Below are 22,588 nucleotides of genomic sequence, written 5' to 3'. Positions count from 1 at the left end.
TCCGGCAAGGCGAGCGAAAGCGTGATCGCGCCCACATTCCGCAGCCCCTGTTTATCACGGATTACAGACACTTGGCGGTCCTAAGCTGGCGCCAGCGTCGCCGAAGCGGCCCCGAACGTGCCGCCTTCGCCTTGCTCAACGGACCTTCGGGTCAAGGAGGTTGTCCATGCGAATCCCACTGCGCTCCTCCCTTGCCGGGGCCATGACCGCGCTGCTGCTGGCCGGACCGGCGCTGGCGGCCGATACCACCACCTTCAACGTCACCCTCGTGGTCACCAAGGCCTGCACGATCACGGCCGCGGCCGCCACCAACGTCGACTTCGGTACCGCCGCATCGACCACCGCGATACCTACCCTGGGCCAGGGCACGGTGACCGCCCAGTGCTCTGCGCTGACCCCGTATACGATCGCGCTGAACGCGGGTGCGAACGCCGGTACGGCCGGCGACGTCACCACCCGGCGCATGAAGAACACCGACGCGGCGGTGACCGCCAACAACTACGTCGGTTACCAGCTGTACCGCGACGCGGCACACAGCCTGGTCTGGGGGTCGACGACCGGCACCAATACCCAGGCCGGCATCGGCACGGGCCTGGCGGTCCCCTACATCGTCTACGGCCAGATCCTGAACCTGAGCACCAACAACGCGGCCGCCGGCAACTACCTGGACACGATCACCGCCACGATCACTTATTGATGGAGCACGCCTCCATGTCCCGACCCCGCCTGTGGCGCGCCGCCGGCGTGGCGTTGCTCCCCTGCCTGCTGGCCAGCGCCATGGCCACCTCCGCCGCCACCAGCCTGCAGGTCGCGCCCACCACCCTGCAGCTGGAGCCCCGCCAGCGTGCCGCCGAGCTGTGGCTGACCAACAGCGGGACCGCGCCGGTGAAGCTGCAGGTGCGGGTGTTCCGCTGGGTCCAGCAGGATGGCAGGGAGCAGCTGCTGCCTGCCGATGGGCTGCTGGCAACTCCACCGATGCAGGAACTGGCCGCAGGCCAGCAGCAGCTGGTGCGGGTGATGCGCACGGACAGCGAGGCACCGGCCTCCCAGCAGCATTACCGCCTGATCGTCGACGAAGTGCCGGACCTGGCCACCCGCGCCAGCGGCATGCAGTTCGTGCTGCGCTATTCGATCCCGGTGTTCATCCAGCCGGCTGGGGGCACGCCGGCGCCGCGCCTGCAGGCACGCCTGCTGCGGCTGGACGATGGTCGCAGTGGCGTCGAGATCGGCAATTCCGGCGACAGCTACGCGCAGATCGCCGACCTGGCGCTGGGCAGTGTCGAACGCCCGCGTATCGTCCACCCCGGCCTGCTGGGCTATGTGCTGCCCGGCCAGGTGATGCGCTGGCCCGTGGAGCGCACGGCGGTCGACCGGGACAACGACCAGATCACGGCCAAGATCAATGGCGAGTCGACGCAGACACCGCTATCGCCGCCACCGGCTCGCTGAGGCGGTGGTGGGCACGGTGCTCGCTGCCGCGTGGGTTCCCGCGGCTCCGGCCGCCGACGTGTCCGGCATCTCCGGCGTCTCCGCCGATACCCTGCTGCCTCCCCCGACACCGCTGACGGCCAGCCAGACACTGTACCTGGACGTCTCGCTGAACAGCACGCCGCGAGGCCTGCTGCCCTTCACTGAAGCACGTGGCCGCCTGCAGGCCAGCCCGGAGGTGCTGCGCCAGCTCGGCTTCAGTGCCACCGGCGATGCACCGGTGTTTCTGGATCAGATCAGCGGCGTGGTCGCGCGCTACGACGCCCAGCTGCAGACACTGGCGCTGGATGTGCCGCTGGACCAGCTGACCCTGCCCACCACCCTGCTCGGCCGCCCGCAGGTGCGTACGCCGGCCGGCAGCGCCTCGCCGGGCCTGCTGCTCAACTACGACGTGTACGGCAGCCGCATCGAAGCACTCGGTAACCTTACCCTGAGCTCGGAACTGCGCCTGTTCGGCATCGGCAGCGGCACCTTCGAGAACACGGCGGTCACCCGTCGCTACCAGCAGCCGGACGACCGTCACTGGCGCAGCGAAAGCGTGCGCCTGGATACGCACTGGACACTGGATTTTCCCGAGTCGGCGACCACGCTGGAGATCGGTGATTTCTACAGCGGCTTTGTCGACTGGACCCGGCCGGTGCGCCTGGGCGGCGTGCAGGTCGGACGCAACTACGGGCTGCAGCCCTACCGCGTGCTGACACCGACGCCCGGCTTCCTGGGCGAGGCGGTGGTGCCGTCAACGGTGGAGCTGTACGTCGACGGGTTGCGCCAGTACAGCGGCCAGGTGCCGGTCGGACCGTTCCAGCTGGCGGCACAGCCGGGCATCAGCGGCACCGGCACCGCGCAGGTTGTGGTGACCGATGCCTTCGGCCGCATGCAGACGCTGGATTTCAGCTTCTATGGCACCCAGCAGCTGCTGGCCAAGGGCCTGTCCGACTGGTCGGTCGGTGCCGGACAACTGCGCGAAGCGTTCGGCGAACGCTCCTTCGAGTACGACAGCCGCACGGTGGCCAGTGCCAGCTGGCGGGGTGGTATCAGCGACACCTTCACCGGCGAAGCGCACGCCGAAGGCGGTGGCGGCCTGCTGCAGGCCGGCGTCGGTGGCTGGTGGCTGGCGGGCGAGGCCGGCGTGTTCAATGCCGCCTACGCGCACAGCCGCCTGCAGGGCCTGCAGGGCGGCCAATGGGCACTGGGCTACAGCTGGAACAACCGCCGCTTCAATTTCAATGTGCGCAGCGTACGCACCCACGGCGACTACCGCGATCTGGGCGCGCTGCAGGACAACCTGCCCCCGCGCATCAGCGAACAGGCCACTGCCGGTCTCGATCTGCTGGGGCTGGGAACGCTGAGCGCAAGCTACCTGCGGCTGCGCTACCCCGATGGCGACGACAACCGCTATGCCAGCCTGTTCTGGTCGCGCACCTGGAACCAGCGCTGGTCGGCCTACCTGTCGGTCAACCAGAATCTGGACAGCAGCGACGACCGCAACATCTACCTGTCAGTGAGCGCGAGCCTCGGCAACAACCGCCAGGCCAGCCTCTCCAGCCAGCGCAACGGCGACAGCCAGGCCTGGGTGGCCGATATCACCCAGCCGGTCCCCGGCGATGGCAGTGCCGGCGGCATCGGCTGGCGCGCGCAGGTGCGCGGGGGCGACGAGGGCACAGGCGGCCTGGCCGAGGTCGGCATCCTCAACGACGTGGGGCGTTACGCGCTCGGCGCATCGCGCCAGGCCGGCATTGACTACGCCTATGCCAGCGCCAGCGGCAGCCTGGTGTGGATGGACGGGCACACCTTTGCCACCCGCGAGGTCTCCGACGCCTTCGCGGTGGTCAGCACCAGCGGCGTCGCCGGTGTGCCGGTACGGCTGGAAAACCGCCTGATCGGCGTCACCGACGACCGTGGCCTGCTGCTGGTCAGCCCCCTGCTGTCGTGGCAGCGCAACCGGGTCTCCATCGACACGCTCGACCTGCCGGCGGACATGCGCGCCGACCGCGTCGAGGACTGGGTGACACCCCGCCAGCGCGCCGGCACCAGCGTGACGTTCCATCTGCGCTCGCGGCCGTCGCTGACCCTGGTCCTGCAGGACATGGCCGGACAACCGCTGGAGGTGGGCAGCGAAGTGCAGCTGCCGCAGGGTCGCCAGGCCACCGTCGGCTACGACGGCCTGCTGTACCTGGAGGACGTGGCGCCGGGCAGCGTGCTGTACATCACAACCAGCCGCAGCCAGTGCCGGGTGAAGGTGCCGGCCACACCGGAAGTGGCTGCCAGCGGCGCCCGGCCCCGCCCGGCACCGGTACCGTGCATTCCCGAGGTGGCGCCATGAAGGTGCCCCTGCTCGGCCTGCTGCTCGTGCTCGGCCTGCTGGCCGCCACACCGGCGCACGCGGCGGCGGTGTGCACGGCCACCGCCAACCCCACCCTGCCGTTCGGCAACGTCAACAGCAATGCCCCCGGGCCCACCTCGGCCACGCTGAACATCACCGTCACCTGCACGACGGCGGCCCTGAGCCTGCTGGCCACTACCGGCGTGCGCGTGTGCGTGGGCATCGGTGCCGGCAGCGGCGGTGGCAGCAGCAGCACCTGGCGGACCCTGCGCACCAGTACCGGCACCCCTCCCGACACCCTGAACTTCCAGCTCTACAACAATGCCGGCTACAGCCAGGTCACCGGCCTGGTTCCCCGCGGTACGCCGCCAGCGCAGGAGCTGACCATGACCTACAACGTGCCGCTGGTGGTCGGCGGCAGCGGCGCGCAGTCCACCCAGCTGTTCGCACAGATCCCGGCCAACCAGGTGCTGGCCGCGGGCAACTACAGCAGCACCTTCAGCGGCGCCGACGTGGTGCTGACCTGGGCCTGGAACGAAGTGCTGCTCGGCAACGCCACCGTACCGGCCACCTGCAACGGCGGCGCCACCGGTACCAACAGCGCCAGCGCGGCCTTCAGCTTCACCGCGACCGCGACCGTGCTGCCACAGTGCGGCAGCTACCTCACCACCCCTCTGGACTTCGGCAACGTCACCGGCAGCATCACCAGCAACATCGACCGGACCGCCACCCTGACCCTGACCTGCCTGAAGAACACGGCATTCCAGATCGGCCTGGACAACGGCCAGAACAATCCCCCGGCCAGCCCGACCCGGCGCATGCGCACCACCATCGGGGGCAGCAGTTACTACCTGGCCTATGAACTGTACCGCGACAGCGCACGCAACCAGCGCTGGGGCAACACGCTCACGGTCGATACCGCCAGCGGAACCGGTACCGGCAGTGCGCAGCAGCTGACGATCTACGGCCGGGTGCCGCCGGTCACCGGCCAGCCGCCGGCAGGTACCTACAACGATGTGGTGCAGGTGACGATCACCTACTGACCGGTGCCGCGAGCACCTGCCCCTACAGATCCGGCGCGCCCGGCCGATAGCGTCCAGCAGGTATCCCGGCACGGTGGATGACAGGTGGTTCGCGCAGTTCCGATCCTGGCGATGATGCTCGCCGCCCCCCTGGCCTGGGCCGAGCCGGCAGCCCCGGTGCAGGTGCGCCTGGTCGTAGTGGAAGCCTGCCAGGGCGATGCCGGCGGCCGCGCGTGTGCCGTTCCGCACCAGCGCAGCGATGCCCCGCAGCTGCCGGCACAGCTGCGTGAACTCGCCCCCGCGCCAGCCGCGCCCACCGACGACGCTTCCGCCGCGCCGACATTCATCTACTGATGCCGATGCGCGCACTCCTTGCCCTGTTCCTGCTGCTGCCGGGGCTGCCTGCCGCCGCACTGGACCTGCTGCCCACGACCCTGCAGCTGCCCGCCGAAGGGGGCCGCACCGAACTCTGGCTGCACAACCCCGGCCCCGAGCGCTGGCAGGGCGAGGTGCAGATCCTGGCGTGGGAGCAGCAGCTGGACGCCGAACGGCTGCAGCCGAGCGACCGCATCCTGGCCAGTCCGACCCGACTGGATCTGGCGCCCGGCGCCCGCCAGCGGGTCTGGCTGCTGCCCCGCAGCGCCGTCCCGGTCGCCGCCGAGCAGGCCTACCGTATCGTGCTCGCCCCCGGCAGAAGCAGCCTGCCACGCTACTCGCTGCCGCTGTTCCAGGGTGCGGCTGCGTCGTCAGTGCGCCCGGCCGTGCGTGCCCGCGTCGAATCCAACGGGTCGCAGACTCATCTGCGACTGGACAACCCGGGCCGCCTGCATGCGCGCCTGGACGGGCTTTCATTCGAGTCCGCCGGCGGCCATCGCAGCGTGCTGCTGCCGGGCCTGGCCGGCTATGTGCTGGCAGGACGGGAAAGGCGCTGGACGTTGCCGGCACGCCGCGACGGCTATCTCGGCGGCCGCTTCCGGGCCCGCCTGCAGGACGGCCGGGAGGTCGTTCTGGACGCATGGGACCCGTCAATTGCGGTGAACCCGCCCGCCGGGCTATAATCGCCGGGATGTCCTGCCGCCCTGTGCGCTGGACCCCGTCCACACCGGACGTCACCGGTGAATCCACACCTGCTGCCCCCATCCGTGCCGGGGTGCTCCGCAAGGAGTTCGGCCACGGAGGCAACAGGGAAGCCCAACCCCGGAACCGATCGCGCTTCCACGCGTCCCGCATACCTGTCCCGCGGGCGGAATCGCTGGTTCCATATCAGGAGTACTGCAATGCCCCAGGTCACCATGCGTCAGATGCTGGAAGCCGGCGTCCACTTCGGCCACCAGACCCGCTACTGGAACCCGAAGATGGCTCCGTACATCTTCGGCGCCCGCGGCAAGATCCACATCATCAACCTGGAAAAGACCGTCCCGCTGTTCAACGACGCGATGAACTTCATCTCGTCGGTTGCCCAGAAGCGCGGCACCGTCCTGTTCCTGGGCACCAAGCGCAGCGCCCGCGAAACCATCAAGGAAGAAGCCGAGCGTTGCGGCATGCCGTTCATGAACCAGCGTTGGCTGGGCGGCACCCTGACCAACTTCCGTACCGTCAAGCAGTCGGTTGCCCGCCTGAAGGAACTGGAAGCCGGTGAAACCGACGGCACCTTCGAGAAGCTGGTCAAGCACGAAGTGCTGGGCCTGCGTCGCGAGCGCGACAAGCTGGAAGCCTCGCTGGGCGGCATCAAGGACATGAACCGTCTGCCGGACGCCATCTTCGTCATCGACATCGGCCACGAAGACATCGCCATCAAGGAAGCCAAGAAGCTCGGCATCCCGGTGATCGCCGTGGTTGATACCAACTACAACCCGGAGCTGGTCGATTACGCCATCCCGGGCAACGACGACGCCATCCGCGCCGTGCAGCTGTACGCCCGTGCCGCCGCCGACGCCGTGCTGGAAGGCAAGGCCGCTGCTCCGCACGCCGCCTCGGTGCGCGAGGAAGAGTTCGCTGAAGCCGCCGCTGAAGGCGAAGAGAAGCCGGCCCGTCGCGCTCCGGCCAAGAAGACCGCCAAGAAGGGCGACGAAGCCCAGGCCTGATCCAGGCCCCGGGGTGGGCCCCAGCGCCCACCCCTCCTGCATGCCGCCCTCGGCGCGTGACAGGACCATGTCATACGGGCCGGCCACCATGCCGGCCCAACCCCTTTCTTTCGTGAGGTAATCCCGTGGAAATCACTGCTTCCCTGGTCAAGGAACTGCGCGAGCGCACCGGCGCCGGCATGATGGAATGCAAGAAGGCGCTGACCGAAGCCGCCGGCGACATCGACGCTGCGGCGGAACTGCTGCGCAAGTCCGGCGCTGCCAAGGCCGACAAGAAGGCTGACCGCGTGGCCGCCGAAGGCCGTCTGGGCCTGGCACAGGACGGCGGCAAGGCCGTGCTGGTCGAAGTCAACTCGGAAACCGACTTCGTCGCCAACGACGTCAACTTCAAGACCTTCGTCGACGCCGTTGCCGCTGCCGCCCTGGCATCGGGCGCTGCCGACGTCGAAGCGCTGAAGACCGCCAAGCTGGCCTCCGGCGAGACCGTCGAAGAAGCCCGCGCCCTGGCCGTGCAGAAGCTGGGTGAGAACATCCAGATCCGCCGCATCGCCAAGGTCGACGGCAACAACACCGTGGGTGCCTACGTCCACACCAATGGCAAGGTCGGCGTCCTGGTGGACCTGGTCGGCGGCGACGCCGAACTGGCCCGCGGCCTGGCCATGCACGTGGCTGCGCTGAAGCCGCCGCACAACAAGGCCGCCGACGTTCCGGCCGACTTCGTCGAGAAGGAAAAGGAAATCGAACTGGCCAAGATGTCCGAGAAGGACAAGTCGAAGCCGGCTGATATCCTGGAAAAGATCATCAGCGGCAAGATCAACAAGATCGTCAGCGAAGTGACCCTGTACGGCCAGGCCTATGTGCTGGACGGCGACAAGACCGTCGAGCAGGTGGTCAAGGCCGCCGGTGCCGACGTCGCTGGTTTCCAGCTGCTGGTCGTCGGCGAAGGCATCGAGAAGGTGGTGGAAGACTACGCCGCCGAAGTTGCCAAGGCGATGCAGGTCTGAGTCCAGCCTTCCGGCTGTGAAGCGACCAGAAGGAGCCGCGGGGAACCGCGGCTCTTTTTTTATGCCGTCGGCGAACTTTGCGTTGCGCGCGAATCAGGCCGATACTCGGCGCAGGGAATCCTCAGTCACATAGCAGGATAGAAAGTCGCAGACTGTGATGAATTCCTAGGTATTCTTGCCCTAATGGAATTGAACGATCCGCCATGCCTCCCGAGCTGACAGCTGCCCTGGCGCTCTGCCGCAACCTTCCCTCGCCACCCGGTATTGCCCTGCGCATCATCGAACTGGCCCAGGATCCGGAAGCGGACATCGCCACCGCCGCCGACATCATCGCCATCGACATGGCGCTCAGCGCCCGCATGCTGCGCATCGCCAACTCGCCGCTGTATGCCAGCCGGCGGCGCATCGAGAATCTCGGCCAGGCACTGACCATGCTGGGCCTCAACGCCACCATCAGTCTGGCGCTGGGTTTCACGGTCACCCAGGGACTGACCGGAAGCGGTGCCGATCACGACCTGCGCCAGCGGGCCTGGAAGCGCAGCATCCTCAGTGCACTGGCTGCCAGCCAGCTTGGCCAGGCGCGCGGGCTGCGCCGCCTGGAAGAACTGATGCTGGCCGGACTGCTGCAGGACATGGGCGTGCTGTGCCTGGCCCAGGCCGAAGCCGAGCGCTACCTGCCCCTGCTGCGTGAAGCACGCGACAACCTCGACCTGGTTGCCCGCGAGCGCAACGTGCTGGGCTGCAGCCACGCCGATGTCGGCGCCTGGGTGGCCGAGCAGTGGGGCCTGCCGCGCTACCTGGTGGAGAGCATCAGCCACAGCGAAGACGAGGACGCCGCCGATTCGCCCTTCCAGGCGTGCGTGCAGCTGTCCGGCGCGGTCGCCGACATCTGGCTGGACGGCGACGCCGACGCGGCCCGCGAACGGGCGCTGCAGCAGGTGCATGACCGCCTGGATCTGGACAGCGCCCGCTTCGACCAGGTACTGGCCCGCATCAGCGATGCCCTGCCCGATATCGCCAGCCTGTTCGAAGCCGGCCTGAATTCTCCGGCCCGGGTGCACGAACTGATCGATCACGCACAGGAGCTGGCCACCCTGCGCAACCTGCGCGAACTGCAGGATGCCGACCAGGCAAGGCGACGCGCCGATGAATTCGAGGCGCGCGCCAAGCGGCTGGCCGACCAGGCCCACCGTGACGCGCTGACCGGCGTACTCAACCGGCGCCAGCTGGAAGCGGTGCTGGAGCAGGAATTCCTGCGCGCCGGCCGGCATGGCTGGCCGCTTTCGGTGGCCTTCATCGACCTGGACGACTTCAAGAAGATCAACGACGCTCACGGTCATCTGACCGGCGACGAGGTGCTGCGCGCCTTCGCCGGCAAACTGCAGGGCCAGCTGCGCAACAGCGACACCGTCGCCCGCTTCGGTGGCGAGGAGTTCGTGGCGCTGCTGCCCAATACCAGCGAATCGGTAGCGCTGGAGGTGATCCGGCGCGTACTGGCGAACATCGTCGCCACGCCGATGGCCGAACTCGAGGGAGGGCCGCTGTTCGTCACCTTCTCCGCCGGCGTGGCCACGCAGGGGGGCTACGAACGCTTCGCCGACGTGCAGGACCTGCTGCGCGCCGCCGATGACGTGCTGTATCGATCCAAGAACCTGGGCCGCAACCGGGTGATCGCCCGCTCCCCCGGCGCGCTGGGCCACGACGAACTGTCCGCCACTGCCGGCCTCGAAGCGGGCTGAACGGGACGCCCCGATGAGCGGGGCGATCCAGCCGATTTTGCGCCGCAGTGCACAAAACACTTTGGCCGGGCGCCGCATGCGCGTAGAATCGCCCGCGATTTCCACGCACCCGAGGTCCCCATGTCCAAGCTCGCCTATCGCCGCATCCTGCTGAAACTCTCCGGGGAGGCGCTGATGGGAGACGAGGACTACGGCATCGACCCGAAGGTCATCAACCGCCTGGCCCGTGAAGTGATCGAGGCCCAGCAGGCAGGGGCCGAAGTGGCACTGGTGATCGGCGGCGGCAACATCTTCCGCGGCGCCGGCCTCGCTGCCGGCGGCATGGACCGGGTCACCGGCGACCAGATGGGCATGCTGGCCACCGTCATCAACGCGCTGGCCATGCAGGACGCCCTGGAGAAGCTGGGCGCCAAGGCCCGCGTGATGAGCGCGATCAAGATCAACGACGTGTGCGAGGACTACATCCGCCGCCGCGCCATCCGTCACCTGGAAAAAGGCCGGCTGGTGATCTTCGCCGCCGGCGTCGGCAGCCCCTTCTTCACCACCGATTCCGGCGCAGCCCTGCGTGCCATCGAGATCGGTGCGGACCTGCTGCTCAAGGCCACCAAGGTCGATGGCGTGTACGACAAGGATCCGAACAAGCACAGCGACGCGGTCCGCTTCGACAGCCTGAGCTACGACGAAGTGATCCGCCGCGGGCTGGAAGTGATGGACACGGCCGCCTTCGCACTGGCCCGCGACAGCGATCTGCCGATGCGGGTGTTCGACATGGGCCAGCCGGGCGAGCTGCTGAAGATCCTCAGCGGCGAGAACATCGGCACCCTGGTCCAGGGCCGCGACCCGGCCTGAGCCTGAGCGCAAGGCGACGCCCGGGCCGATCCAGGCCCGGCAGCGTCCCGTATTCGCCTATAATCGCCCGATTCCAGTTACATCCAGGACCCGGGCGATGCTCAACGACATCAAGAACAACGCGCAGACGCGCATGGCCAAGAGCATCGACGCTCTGAAGCACACCCTCACCTCGATCCGCACCGGGCGTGCTACTCCGGCCCTGCTGGACCGCGTCACCGTCAATGCCTACGGCAATGCCAGCACCCCGCTGAACCAGGTCGCCTCGATCTCCAACGCCGACGCCCACTCGCTGCTGGTCACGCCGTTCGACAAGAGCATGATCAAGGAGATCGAGAAGGGGCTGTACAACGCCGAGTTCACCCCGAATACGCTGGGCACCGCGATCCGCATCAACATGCCGCCGCCGACCGAAGAGCGCCGCAAGGAACTGGTCAAGCAGGTGCAGAAGGAAGGCGAAGGCGCCAAGATCGCGATCCGCAACATCCGTCAGGACGCGAACAAGGAAATCGCCAAGCTGGTCAAGGACAAGGCGATCAGCGAAGACGAGAAGAAGCGCGGCGAAGACGATATCCAGAAGCTGACCGACAGCAACATCAAGGATGTCGACAAAGTCGTCGCGGACAAGGAAAAGGAACTGTTGTCGGTCTGAAGTCGATGCCTTCAGTCCCGCCTCCCCTGCCGGCCGCCCTGCCCCGCCACGTCGCCATCATCATGGATGGCAACGGACGCTGGGCACAGCAGCGCCGCCGCCCGCGCGTGATCGGCCACCGTGCCGGCGCGCGCGCGGTCAACCGCACCATCGAGCGCTGCCTTGAACTGGGCATCCCGGCGCTGACCCTGTTCGCCTTCTCCAGCGAGAACTGGGGCCGGCCGCAGGACGAAGTCGATGCGTTGATGAAGCTGTTCCTGGGTGCGCTCGACCGCGAAGTGGACGAGCTGCACCGCCGGGGCGTGCGCGTGCGCTTCATCGGCGAGCGCGAGCGCTTCGGCGCCTCGCTGGTCAGCCGCATGCAGCTGGCCGAACAGCGCACCGCCGGCAACACCACGCTGACCCTGTCGATCGCCGCCAGCTATGGCGGCCGCCAGGACATCGCCCGCGCGGCGCGCGCACTGGCTGCCGAAGTGGCGGCCGGGCGCCTGCTGCCCGAACAGATCGACGAGGCGCTGCTGGGCCGGCAGATGGCCCTGGCCGACCTGCCGGCACCGGACCTGTTCATCCGCACCGGTGGCGACACCCGCATCAGCAATTTCCTGCTGTGGCAGCTGGCCTACACCGAGCTGTGGTTCACCGAGGCACTGTGGCCGGACTTCGACGCCGCGATGCTGCAACAGGCGCTGGATGCCTATGCGGGCCGTGAGCGCCGCTTCGGCCTGACCAGCGCCCAGATCGCCGCCCTGGCCACTGAGACGTCCAGCCCATGACCAAGACCCGAGTCCTCGCCGCGCTGATCATGGCGCCGGTCGCCATTGCCGCGATCCTGCTGCTGCCGACGCAATGGCTGGCCGCCGCGGCCGCCGCCGTCCTGCTGATCGGCCTGTGGGAATGGCTGAAGCTGGCCGACGTCGAAGACACCCTGGCGCGCACCGTGCTGCTGGTACTGAACCTGCTGCTGATGGTGCTGCTGGTCTGGGCCGACGGCAGTACCCTGGTGCTGTTCCAGATCACCACGCTGGTCGGCGTCGCCTGGTGGCTGGCGGCGCTGGTCTGGCTGCGCTTCTTCAACTTCGGTGCACAGCCGGGCAGCCCCGCGCGCATCCTCAAGCTGCTGGCCGGCACACTGGCCATCGTGCCGGCCTGGGCCGCACTGGTGCTGATCCACGCCGGCGGCGACCCGCCCGGCCAGCAGGGGCATCTGTGGCTGCTGGCCGCCCTGGCGCTGGTCTGGGCCGCCGATTCGGGCGCCTACTTTGCCGGCCGCCGCTTCGGCAGGCACAAGCTGGCCCCGCGCATCAGCCCGAACAAGACCTGGGAAGGCCTGGTCGGCGGCCTGCTGGCCGGCGTGGCCGTGGCCGTCGGCCTGGGCTGGCTGGCCGGTATCGACCTGGCCCACCTGCCGGGCCTGCTGATCACGTCCGTGGTCGCCGTGCTGGCCTCGGTGCTGGGCGATCTGTTCGAGAGCCTGATCAAGCGCCATGCCGGTGCCAAGGACTCGGGCAACCTGATCCCGGGCCATGGTGGCGTGCTCGACCGTGTCGACGGCGTCCTGGCAGCCGTGCCGGTGTTCGCGCTGGGCAAGGAAATCTTCGGATTCTGACCATGCATGCAGCAGCAGACCTGCGCCGGGTCGCCGTGTTCGGCGCCACCGGATCGATCGGTGCCTCCACCCTGGATGTGATCGCGCGCCATCCGCAGCGCTACCGGGCCACCGTGCTTGCCGCCGGCCGCCAGGTGCAGGCGCTGCTTGCACTGTGCCGCCAGCATCAGCCCCTGCACGCGGTGATCGCCGACGAGGCCCTGTACCCTGCGCTGCGCGACGGCCTGCGCGAGGCCGGCCTGGCGACCCAGGCCCACGCCGGGCAGGCAGCGCTTGACCAGCTGGCCGCCAGTGACGCCTGCGACACCGTGGTGGCCGCCATCGTCGGCGCGGCAGGGCTGTCCTCGACCCTGGCCGCCGCCGCCGCGGGCAAGCGCATCCTGCTGGCGAACAAGGAATCGCTGGTGCTGGCGGGCGAACTGCTCACCCGTACCGCCGAACGTGCCGGGGCCGAGATCATCCCGATCGACAGCGAGCACAGCGCCATCTTCCAGTGCCTGCGCTCGCGCGACGCCAGCCTCGAAGGCGCCGGGGTGCGCCGGATCCTGCTCACCGCCTCCGGTGGCCCGTTCCGTGGCCGCAGCCGCGCCGAACTGGCGCAGGTCACCCCGGCCCAGGCCGTGGCCCACCCGAAGTGGTCGATGGGGCCGAAGATCTCGGTCGATTCCGCGACCCTGATGAACAAGGGCCTGGAAGTGATCGAGGCCCACCACCTGTTCGCCGTGCCGGGTGAACGCATCGAGGTGCTGGTCCATCCGCAGAGCCTGGTCCATTCGCTGGTCGAATTCGTCGACGGCTCGACCCTGGCGCAGATGGGCCTGCCGGACATGCGCACCACCCTGGCCGTTGGCCTGGGCTGGCCGCAACGCATCTCCTCGGGCGTGGCCGGGCTGGATCTGCTGGCGCAGGGCCGGCTGGATTTCGAGGCGCCCGATACCGAGGCCTTCCCCTGCCTGGCGCTGGCCTGGCAGGCGATGCGCGCCGGCGGCACCGCCCCGGCGATACTGAACGCCGCCAACGAAGAGGCCGTTTCAGCGTTTCTTCAGGGCCGGATCGGTTTCCTGACCATCCCGGCGCTGGTTGCTAACGCTCTTTCAACACTGCCGACCGAGCCAGCCGATACACTGGAGGTCCTGTTGTCCGCCGACCAGCGCGCACGCCTGCTGACCCTGAACGCCATCGACGCCGCCTGAACCGCCCGCCTGCCCAGCCCTGCATGACGACGCCGCCCCTGCCCGCCAACGTGAGCCTGCATGACTGACTTCATCGGATCGGTCTGGTGGATGATTGTCAGCCTGGGGCTGCTGGTCACCTTCCACGAGCTCGGGCATTACTGGGTCGGCCGCCTGTGCGGAGTCAAGGTGCTGCGCTTCTCTGTCGGCTTTGGCCGGCCGCTGTGGTCGCGGCGCGACCGGCATGGAACCGAATTCGCCATTGCTGCGATTCCGCTGGGCGGCTATGTGAAATTCCTCGACGAGCGCGAAGTCGAGGTGCATCCGCAGGAACGCGGCCAGGCGTTCAACCACAAGACGGTCTGGCAGCGCATCGCCATCGTTGCTGCCGGGCCGGTCGCCAACCTGCTGCTGTGCATCCTGCTGCTGTGGGCGATGTTCGTGATCGGCAAGCAGGACTATTCGCCCACCCTCGGCCGCACCAGCGGCATCGCGGCGACGGCGGGGCTCAACAGTGGTGACCGCGTGCTGCGCGTGGACGACCGCCCGGTCAGCACCCTGGGCGAGGCCAGCATGGCCCTGACCGCGGCAGCGATGGACCGTCGTGATGTCACGCTGGACGTGATCGACCGCAGTGACCAGGTGCATGCCCGTACCCTGCCGCTGTCGCAGCTGCCGGCAGGCTTCGATGAACGGCGGGTGCCGATCCTGGCGGGCCTGTACTGGCAGTCATGGCTGCAGCCAGCCCTGGTCGACAGGCTCACACCGGATTCCGTTGTTGCGGGCCAGCTGCAGCCGGGCGACCTCATCGTCGCCATCGACGGGCAGCGCATTGACAGCGTCGACCAGGTGATCGGCGAAATCCAGGCCCTGGGCCGCACCGGCGGCCCCGGCATGATCGAAGTCCTGCGTGGCGGCGAGCGGCTGGCACTGGAAGTGACTCCGCGCCAGGGCAAGGACGGCAAGGGCGAGCCGGTCTGGCAGATCGGCGTCGGTTTCCCCACCACCTACAGCCCGGCCTACGACACCCTGCTGCGTTACGGGCCACTGGACGCGGTCACCGTGGCGGTGCGTGAAACCGGCCGGCTGGCCGCCGACTCGCTGGGCATGATGGCCCGCATCGTGACCGGCAAGGCCTCGCTGCAGAACGTTTCCGGCCCGGTCACCATCGCCCGTGTGGCCAATGTATCGGCCAAACGTGGGCTCGACTGGTTCCTGCAGTTCCTCGCGCTGCTGTCGCTGAGCCTGTGCATCATCAATCTGCTGCCGATCCCGATCTTGGACGGCGGCCACCTGCTGTATTACCTTATCGAGTTGGTCAAGGGCAGCCCGCTGAGCGAGCGTGCCATCGCCGCCGGCCAATACATCGGCCTGGCGTTGCTGGCCGGGCTGATGGGGTTGGCGTTCTACAACGACATCCTCGGCCTGGTCCCGCGATGAACTTTTCCACGTTGTTGCCGTCTACAGCGTCGGCATCCCGCACCAATGAAATCGACCTTCCTACCGGACGTGACATGACGCGACTCCCCAATCGCCGCCTGCTGGCCCTCGCCCTCGCCGCCGTCACCGGCGCTCCCGCCCTGGCCCAGGCAGCCGAGCCCTTCACTGTCAGCGATATCCGCGTCGACGGCCTGCAGCGCATCAGCTCGGGTACGGTATTCACCTACCTGCCGGTGGAGCGTGGCGAGACGGTCACCGACAGCAAGGTCGGCGAAACCATCCGCGCCCTGTACAAGACCGGCTTCTTTGAGGACGTGCAGCTGGACCGCCAGGGCAACATCCTGGTGGTGACGGTCAAGGAACGCCCGGCGATCAACAAGCTGACCGTGACCGGCAACAAGGACATCAAGTCCGACCAGCTGCTCAAGGGCCTGTCCGACATCGGCCTGACTGAAGGCGGCACGTTCGATCGCCTGAGTCTGGACCGCGTGACCCAGGAACTGCGCCGCCAGTACAACGACCGCGGCAAGTACAACGTCGAGATCACCCCGACGGTGAGCCCGCTGGACCGCAACCGTGTGGACATCGCCATCGCGATCAAGGAAGGCAAGGCGGCCAAGATCCGCCATGTCAACCTGGTCGGCACCGAGAAGTACGACAGCAAGGACATCCTGGAAACCTGGGAATCCAAGGAGCACAACTGGGCCTCGTGGTACCGCCGCGATGACCAGTACTCCAAGGAAAAGCTGTCCGGCGACCTGGAAAAGCTGAACTCGTGGTACCTCGACCGGGGCTACGTCGACTTCAGCATCGACTCCACCCAGGTGTCGATCAGCCCCGACAAGCGCGACATGTTCCTCACCGCCGGCGTGACCGAGGGTGAGCAGTACAAGATCTCCGAGATCAAGGTCAGCGGCGACACCATCCTCCCGCAGGAGGACGTGGAGCGCATGGTGATCCAGAAGTCCGGCGACACCTTCTCGCGGGCGCTGCTGGAATTCAGCTCGGACACGATCACCAACTCGCTGTCCAACATCGGCTACGCGTTCGCCAAGGTGAACCCGATCCCGACCACCAACCGTGCGGACCAGACCGTTGCCATCAACATGCAGGTGGTGCCGGGCCCACGCGTGTCGGTGCGTCGTATCGTCTTCCGCGGCAATACCCGCACCTCCGACGAGGTGATGCGTCGCGAAATGCGCCAGTTCGAGAACAGCTGGTACTCGCAGGCCGCGATCGACCGCTCCAAGATCCGCCTGCAGCGCCTGGGCTATTTCGAATCGGTGGATGTGGAAACCCCGGCCGTCAGCGGCAGCAACGACCAGGTCGACGTCGTCTACAACGTCAAGGAAACCACCTCCGGCAGCTTCGTGTTCGGCCTGGGCTACTCGCAGTCCTACGGCATGACCACCTCCGTGCAGCTGTCGCAGAACAACTTCCTCGGCGGCGGCAACCGCGTGTCGGTGGAAGCCTCGCGCAGCAGCTACCTGCAGCGCTATGGCTTCAGCTACACCAACCCGTACTTCACCGATGACGGCGTGTCGCTGGGCTACAACCTGTCCTGGCGCGAACTGGACTACTCCGACTTCAACACCGCGCAGTACAACAGCACCAACGGTGCCGCGCAGGTGGTGTTCGGCGTGCCGCTGACCGAAACCGACTCGGTCTCGCTGATGTTCGGCATCGACAGCAACCAGATCTCGACGTACCAGAACGCAACGCCGCAATCGATCATCGACTACATCAACGCCGTCGGCCGCCGCACCTTCCATGCCTGGCGCACCGAGCTCGGCTGGGCACGCGACTCGCGCAACGACTACTTCATGCCGACCCGCGGTACCTACCAGCGCATCGGCCTGGAGACCACGCTGCCGGGTTCGACCGTCGAGTACTACAAGCTGAACTACCAGATCTCCAAGTACTGGCCGATCATGCCGTCGCTGGTGATCAACACGCGTGCGGAAATCGGCTACGGCGACAGCTATGGCAAGGACACCTCGCGCGATCTCTGCTACACCGCGCCGACCGAGGCCAACCCGAACCCGGTGCAGACCGTGAACTGCAACCCGGGCTCACCGGATTACAGGAAGACGGTCACCGCCAGCGGCCTGCCGTTCTACGAGAACTTCTACGCCGGCGGTACCAACTCGGTGCGCGGCTTCGAGGACAACACGCTGGGCCCGCGCGAAGTCACTTCCGGCTATCCCGAAGGCCAGCCGCTGGGTGGCTCGCTGAAGACCGTCGGTTCGATCGAAGCCTACTTCCCGCGTCTGTTCGACAGCCCGTCGGCCCGCGTGTCGGCCTTCGTCGACTTCGGCAACGTCTACAACGGCGCCGACAACTTCAAGGCCAACGAACTGCGTGTGTCCACCGGTGTGGCCCTGCTGTGGCGCGCCCCGGTCGGCCCGATCTCGATCAGCTATGCGTTCCCGCTGAAGAAGGAAGACGACGACAAGATCGAGCGCCTGCAATTCACCTTCGGTGGGCAGTTCTAAGAACTGCCCACCGAAGGTGCGCCGCGGCTTGCTGCGCAAGCAGCGGGTCCCGACCTACCCCCTATCCCCCGCGCCGCTGGCGCGCCCCCCTTAACAGAAGGGGGGCTCTCCACCAGACGGGGTACGAAGCGCCGGGCTCTGCCCGGCGTTTTCGTTTAACCCGGATGGCTGAAGCGCACGATCTGCTTTTGATCTTTTCTGTTTTCTGCGGCTGGCACTCGCGCCACGCTGTCAGAGGTCGGGCGGGTCGGGGCTGCGGGGGTGTGAGCCGCATGGATGCGGCGATCAAGGCTACATGGACGTACTTGCGCCGTCCCCCGCAGCCCCGACCCGTCCGACCCAGCCCATGAGCCTGGCTCTGCCGGCCGCGAGGGGCCCCGCCGTTGGCTGCACAACTGCCCCCCGCATGACCGCAATGGCGTCACACGTTAAACTCCCGCCGTGAATACTCCCTCCTACACCGCCCAGCAACTCGCCGAGCAGTTCGGCCTGCAGGTCCATGGCGACCCCGCCACCGCCATCCATGGCGTGGCCACCCTCGCCCATGCCGGCCCTGGCCAGCTGACCTTCCTCGCCAATCCGCGCTATCGCACCCAGCTGGCCGACAGCCAGGCCTCGCTGGTGGTGCTGCGTGCCGACGATGCCGAGGCGGCTCCCGGCGCCGCGCTCGTGGCCAAGGACCCGTACACCACCTTCGCCAAGATCGCCGCGCTGTTCGACATCGCACCGACGCGCCCGCCGGGCATCCATCCCAGCGCCATCATCGATCCCACCGCCCAGGTCGCAGCCAGCGCCCATATCGGTCCGTTCGTGTCCATCGGCGCCCGCAGCGTGGTCGGCGAGAACTGCATCATCGGCACCGGCAGCGTGATCGGCGAGGATTGCAGCCTGGACAACGGCTGCGAACTGATCGCCCGGGTCACCCTGGTCACCCGCGTCCGGCTGGGCAAGCGTGTGCGCGTCCACCCCGGCGCCGTGCTCGGCGCCGATGGCTTCGGCCTGGCGATGGACGCGGGCAGGTGGATCAAGGTGCCGCAGCTTGGCGGCGTGCGCATCGGCGACGACTGCGAAATCGGCGCCAACACCTGCGTGGACCGCGGCGCGCTGGAAGACACCGTGCTGGACGAAGACGTGCGCCTGGACAACCTGGTGCAGATCGCACACAACGTGCAGATCGGCGCGCACTCGGCCATCGCTGGCTGCACCGGCATTGCCGGCAGCGCCAAGATCGGACGTTACTGCCTGCTCGGCGGCCACGTAGGCGTGGTCGGCCACCTGGAGATCTGCGACAAGGTCGTGATCACCGGCAAATCGGTGGTGCGCAACTCCATCCATGAGCCGGGCGAGTATTCGTCCGGCACCCCGTTGACCGACAACCGCACGTGGCGCAAGAACGCCGCGCGCTTCAAGCAGCTCGATACGCTGGCCCGGCGCATCCTGGCTGTGAGCAAGGAGAAAGAATGAACGACACGCTGCAGCTTCCGATCGATGTCCTCCAGATCCAGGAGCTGATCCCGCACCGCTACCCGTTCCTGCTGGTGGACAAGGTCCTCGAGCTGGATGTGGACGCCAAGCGCATCCTTGCCCAGAAGAACGTGAGCATCAACGAGCCGTTCTTCCAGGGCCATTTCCCGGGCCGCCCGATCATGCCCGGCGTGCTGATCATCGAGGCACTGGCGCAGGCCGGCGGTGTGATGACCCAGCTCTCGCTCGGCCGCGATGCGCAGTCCAAGCTGTTCTACATGGTCAAGGTGGAGAACGCCCGCTTCAACAAGCAGGTGGTGCCGGGCGATGTGCTGCTGCTGGACGTGCAGATGAAGCGGCTGATCCGCAACATGGGCTGGTACTACGGCGAAGCCAAGGTCAACGGCGAAGTGGTGGCCTCTGCCGAGGTCATGTGCGCCGGTGCCAAGGGCTGAGCCATAACGGAGCCAGGAATGACTGACAACGCCCCACGGATCCACCCCACCGCCGTCATCGACCCGTCCGCCCGGCTGGCCGACGATGTGCAGGTCGGTGCCTTCACCCTGATCGGTGCCGATGTGGACATCGGCGCAGGCACGGTCGTCGGCCCACACTGCAGCATTCTCGGACCGACCCGGATCGGCCGCGACAACCGCTTCATCGGCCACGCAGCCATCGGCGGCGAGCCGCAGGACAAGAAGTTCGCCGGTGAACGCACCGAACTGGTGATCGGCGACCGCAACGTGTTCCGCGAGTTCGTCACCGTCAACCGCGGTACCGGCGGCGGCGGCGGCATCACCACGATCGGTGACGACAACTGGATGCTGGCCTATACGCATGTGGCACACGACTGCCACGTCGGCAACGCCTGCGTGTTCTCCAACAACACCACGCTGGCCGGCCACGTTACTGTCGGCGACTACGTGATCATCAGCGGCTTCGCCGGTGCCCACCAGTTCTGCCGCATCGGTGCCCACGCCTTCCTCGGCATGGGTGCGCTGACCAACGGCGATGTTCCGCCGTTCACCATGGTGGGCTCCGATTCGCTGGGCCGCCCGCGCGGCATCAACAGTGAAGGCCTGAAGCGCCGCGGTTTCGATGCCGAACGCATCTCCGCCATCAAGCGTGCCTACCGGACCCTGTACGTGGCCGGCCTGCCGCTGGCCGAAGCCAAGCAGCAGCTGGTGGAACAGGCGCGCGACAGCGAGGACGTGAAGTCCATGCTGGAGTTCATCGAACATGCAGAGAGGCCCCTGCTGCGATGAGCAGCACGTCCGGCCAGGCGCCGGCCGGCGCCGCTGTCATTCCGCTGGCCTCCCTGGCCGGCAGCGTGCCTGCACAGCGGGTGCTCAGCGAGCGGCCGCTGCGGATCGCACTGGTGGCCGGTGAGGCCTCCGGCGACCTGCTCGGTGCCGGCCTGGTGCGCGAGTTGAAGGCCCGCTTCCCGAACGCCGAGTTCGCCGGCATCGGCGGCGATGCCATGCGCAATGCCGGTTGCCAGACCTGGCACGATGCCAGCGAACTGGCGGTGATGGGGCTGACCGAAGTCCTGCGCCACCTGCCGCGCCTGTTGAAGCTGCGCTCGGCCTTCCGCCAGCGCGCGCTCGAGTGGCAGCCGGACGTGTTCATCGGCATCGATGCGCCGGACTTCAACCTGGGCATCGAGCGCTGGCTGAAGCAGCGTGGCGTGCGCACCGTGCATTACGTCAGCCCTTCGGTCTGGGCGTGGCGCGAGAAGCGCGCCGAGAAGATCGGCAACAGTGCCGACCTCGTGCTGTGCCTGTTCCCGATGGAACCCCCCATCTACGCCCGGCACGGAATCGACGCGCGCTTTGTCGGTCATCCGATGGCCGATGACATTCCGCTGCAGGGCAACCGCGACGAAGCCCGTGCCGCGCTGGGCCTGCCGGCCACGGCGAAGGTGCTGGCGGTGCTGCCGGGCAGCCGCCTGGGCGAGATCTCGCGCCTGGGCGAGCCGTTCTTCGAGGCCGCGTGGCAGGTTTCCGAACGGATTCCGGGGCTGCACGTCGTGGTGCCTGCCGCCAATGCCGCCTGCCGTCGCCTGATCGAGGAACAGCTTTCGCGTTCGGCGCTGCCGGTCGCCTACTCGCATGTGCTTGATGGCCAGGCCCGCGACGCGATGATCGCCGCCGACGTGGTGGTGCTCGCCTCCGGTACCGCGACCCTGGAAGCCATGCTGGTGAAGCGGCCGATGGTGGTCGGCTATCGCGTCAACGAACTGACTTACCGCCTGGTCAAGGCGCTGGGCCTGATCAAGGTCGACCGCTTCGCCCTGCCCAACATCCTGGCCGGCCAGGACCTGGCACCGGAGCTGATGCAGCACGACTGCACGCCGGACAAGCTGGCCGCCGCCATCCAGCAGTGGTTCGACCATCCGCAACGGGCCGCCGACCTGCAGGGAACCTATTCGCGCCTGCATGAACGCCTGCGCCGCAATGCCTCGGCACGCGCCGCCGACGCTGTCGGCGAGCTGCTGGTACGCGAACTGGACAAGGCATGAGCCGCCGCCACGCCGCCGCAGCCAGCCTGGCCCTGTTCGACGGTTCACTGCGGGTTGAACCGGACCGCCTGGTCGCCGGTGTCGATGAGGCCGGCCGTGGCCCGCTGGCCGGGCCGGTCGCCGTCGCGGCGGTGGTATTCGATCCTGCCCGCCCGCGCATCAACGGCCTGGATGACTCCAAGCAGCTCACCGCCGCGCGCCGCGAGCAGCTGTACGATCGAATCATCGATCGCGCCCTGGCCTGGCATGTGGTGCTGGTGGACGTAGCAGCGATCGACCGCCTGAACATCTACCAGGCCACCCTGCAGGGCATGCGCGACGTGGTGGCGGCCGTGGCCCACGTGGCCGGCTTCGCCCGCATCGACGGCAACGTGGTTCCGAAGGGGCTGGTACTGCCGGCGCAGGCGCTGGTTGGTGGCGATGGCATCGACCGCGCGATCATGGCGGCCTCGATCCTGGCCAAGGTGTCGCGCGACCGGTACATGCAGGACCTGCACGTACAGCATCCGCACTACGGTTTCGACCAGCACAAGGGCTACGGCACTCCGGCCCACCTGGCGGCACTGCGTGAACACGGCCCCTGTGGCGAGCACCGGCGCAGTTTCGCCCCGGTGCGTGAATGCCTGGAAAACCCGGCGGCGGCGGCCATCGCCTGAACAACCGCCGCCGGGCATGGCCCGGCGGCATCGTGCGCCCACATTGCGGCGGTAGCGCCGGGCCATGCCCGGC

The 22,588-nt window shown here is 67.8% G+C and carries 20 protein-coding genes and 1 pseudogene; all 21 read left to right on the top strand.

Annotated elements, in window-relative coordinates; all coding sequences use genetic code 11:
* The first annotated feature begins 166 nt into the window (after window positions 1-166).
* The 21 genes and pseudogenes from N7367_RS04565 (at window position 167) to N7367_RS04465 (ending at window position 22,515) form a co-directional block, all read left to right on the top strand.
* Window positions 167-697 (top strand): spore coat U domain-containing protein, encoded by a 531-nt coding sequence (locus N7367_RS04565; RefSeq protein WP_053518329.1) that lies wholly within the window; start codon window positions 167-169, stop codon window positions 695-697.
* Window positions 697-1,449 carry a molecular chaperone gene (locus N7367_RS04560; protein WP_279941825.1) on the top strand — a complete coding sequence of 251 codons (753 nt, stop codon included), beginning with the start codon at window positions 697-699 and terminating at the stop codon, window positions 1,447-1,449. Before N7367_RS04565 ends, N7367_RS04560 begins: the two co-directional genes overlap by 1 nt.
* Window positions 1,450-1,456: 7 nt before the next feature.
* Window positions 1,457-3,811 (top strand): fimbria/pilus outer membrane usher protein, encoded by a 2,355-nt coding sequence (locus tag N7367_RS04555; RefSeq protein WP_279941850.1) that lies wholly within the window; start codon window positions 1,457-1,459, stop codon window positions 3,809-3,811.
* Window positions 3,808-4,854 (top strand): spore coat protein U domain-containing protein, encoded by a 1,047-nt coding sequence (locus tag N7367_RS04550; protein ID WP_279941824.1) that lies wholly within the window; start codon window positions 3,808-3,810, stop codon window positions 4,852-4,854. Before N7367_RS04555 ends, N7367_RS04550 begins: the two co-directional genes overlap by 4 nt.
* Before the next feature lie 84 nt (window positions 4,855-4,938).
* The gene (locus N7367_RS04545) at window positions 4,939-5,187 is read left to right on the top strand and encodes a hypothetical protein (protein ID WP_231107710.1); all 249 of its coding nucleotides are present in this window, start codon (window positions 4,939-4,941) and stop codon (window positions 5,185-5,187) included.
* Between the two features lie 5 nt (window positions 5,188-5,192).
* Window positions 5,193-5,891, top strand: coding sequence for a molecular chaperone (locus N7367_RS04540; RefSeq protein ID WP_065181383.1), 699 nt, complete (start codon window positions 5,193-5,195; stop codon window positions 5,889-5,891).
* 219 nt (window positions 5,892-6,110) lie between these two features.
* Complete coding sequence (gene rpsB, locus N7367_RS04535; protein ID WP_053518321.1) at window positions 6,111-6,917, top strand: 30S ribosomal protein S2; 807 nt, start codon at window positions 6,111-6,113, stop codon at window positions 6,915-6,917.
* 125 nt (window positions 6,918-7,042) lie between these two features.
* Window positions 7,043-7,921 carry a translation elongation factor Ts gene (gene tsf / locus N7367_RS04530; RefSeq protein WP_053518318.1) on the top strand — a complete coding sequence of 293 codons (879 nt, stop codon included), beginning with the start codon at window positions 7,043-7,045 and terminating at the stop codon, window positions 7,919-7,921.
* A gap of 203 nt (window positions 7,922-8,124) precedes the next feature.
* Window positions 8,125-9,660: a GGDEF domain-containing protein gene (locus N7367_RS04525; RefSeq protein ID WP_111185787.1), complete on the top strand. Its 1,536-nt coding sequence runs from the start codon at window positions 8,125-8,127 to the stop codon at window positions 9,658-9,660.
* Between the two features lie 120 nt (window positions 9,661-9,780).
* The gene (gene pyrH / locus N7367_RS04520; RefSeq protein ID WP_053518314.1) at window positions 9,781-10,509 is read left to right on the top strand and encodes a UMP kinase; all 729 of its coding nucleotides are present in this window, start codon (window positions 9,781-9,783) and stop codon (window positions 10,507-10,509) included.
* Window positions 10,510-10,606: 97 nt separating this feature from the next.
* The gene (frr, locus tag N7367_RS04515; protein ID WP_053518312.1) at window positions 10,607-11,161 is read left to right on the top strand and encodes a ribosome recycling factor; all 555 of its coding nucleotides are present in this window, start codon (window positions 10,607-10,609) and stop codon (window positions 11,159-11,161) included.
* 5 nt (window positions 11,162-11,166) lie between these two features.
* The gene (uppS, locus tag N7367_RS04510) at window positions 11,167-11,934 is read left to right on the top strand and encodes a polyprenyl diphosphate synthase (RefSeq protein ID WP_065174698.1); all 768 of its coding nucleotides are present in this window, start codon (window positions 11,167-11,169) and stop codon (window positions 11,932-11,934) included.
* Window positions 11,931-12,767, top strand: coding sequence for a phosphatidate cytidylyltransferase (locus N7367_RS04505; protein ID WP_074900963.1), 837 nt, complete (start codon window positions 11,931-11,933; stop codon window positions 12,765-12,767). Before uppS ends, N7367_RS04505 begins: the two co-directional genes overlap by 4 nt.
* A 2-nt stretch (window positions 12,768-12,769) precedes the next feature.
* Complete coding sequence (gene dxr / locus N7367_RS04500) at window positions 12,770-13,960, top strand: 1-deoxy-D-xylulose-5-phosphate reductoisomerase (protein WP_279941823.1); 1,191 nt, start codon at window positions 12,770-12,772, stop codon at window positions 13,958-13,960.
* 60 nt (window positions 13,961-14,020) lie between these two features.
* On the top strand, window positions 14,021-15,379 hold the full coding sequence (rseP, locus tag N7367_RS04495) for an RIP metalloprotease RseP (RefSeq protein WP_053518305.1): 1,359 nt from the start codon (window positions 14,021-14,023) through the stop codon (window positions 15,377-15,379).
* A gap of 74 nt (window positions 15,380-15,453) precedes the next feature.
* Window positions 15,454-17,874: an outer membrane protein assembly factor BamA gene (gene bamA / locus N7367_RS04490; RefSeq protein ID WP_279941822.1), complete on the top strand. Its 2,421-nt coding sequence runs from the start codon at window positions 15,454-15,456 to the stop codon at window positions 17,872-17,874.
* 441 nt (window positions 17,875-18,315) lie between these two features.
* Window positions 18,316-19,338 carry a UDP-3-O-(3-hydroxymyristoyl)glucosamine N-acyltransferase gene (gene lpxD, locus N7367_RS04485; protein ID WP_279941821.1) on the top strand — a complete coding sequence of 341 codons (1,023 nt, stop codon included), beginning with the start codon at window positions 18,316-18,318 and terminating at the stop codon, window positions 19,336-19,338.
* Window positions 19,335-19,793, top strand: coding sequence for a 3-hydroxyacyl-ACP dehydratase FabZ (gene fabZ / locus N7367_RS04480; RefSeq protein ID WP_053519893.1), 459 nt, complete (start codon window positions 19,335-19,337; stop codon window positions 19,791-19,793). Before lpxD ends, fabZ begins: the two co-directional genes overlap by 4 nt.
* 18 nt (window positions 19,794-19,811) lie before the next feature.
* Window positions 19,812-20,603: an acyl-ACP--UDP-N-acetylglucosamine O-acyltransferase gene (gene lpxA / locus N7367_RS04475; RefSeq protein WP_053519894.1), complete on the top strand. Its 792-nt coding sequence runs from the start codon at window positions 19,812-19,814 to the stop codon at window positions 20,601-20,603.
* A 92-nt stretch (window positions 20,604-20,695) separates the two neighbouring features.
* Window positions 20,696-21,859 (top strand): annotated as a pseudogene (lpxB, locus tag N7367_RS04470) (lipid-A-disaccharide synthase); the annotation flags it as partial.
* Window positions 21,856-22,515 carry a ribonuclease HII gene (locus tag N7367_RS04465; protein ID WP_065181173.1) on the top strand — a complete coding sequence of 220 codons (660 nt, stop codon included), beginning with the start codon at window positions 21,856-21,858 and terminating at the stop codon, window positions 22,513-22,515. The pseudogene lpxB and the gene N7367_RS04465, both read left to right, overlap by 4 nt.
* Window positions 22,516-22,588 lie beyond the last annotated feature (73 nt).

Origin of the sequence: Stenotrophomonas sp. GD04145 (genome assembly GCF_029835135.1) — a bacterium.
In the GTDB taxonomy this organism is placed as follows: domain Bacteria; phylum Pseudomonadota; class Gammaproteobacteria; order Xanthomonadales; family Xanthomonadaceae; genus Stenotrophomonas; species Stenotrophomonas maltophilia_P.
Note: the sequence above shows the minus strand (reverse complement) of the source record. Positions and strands in the feature narration are given on the sequence as shown.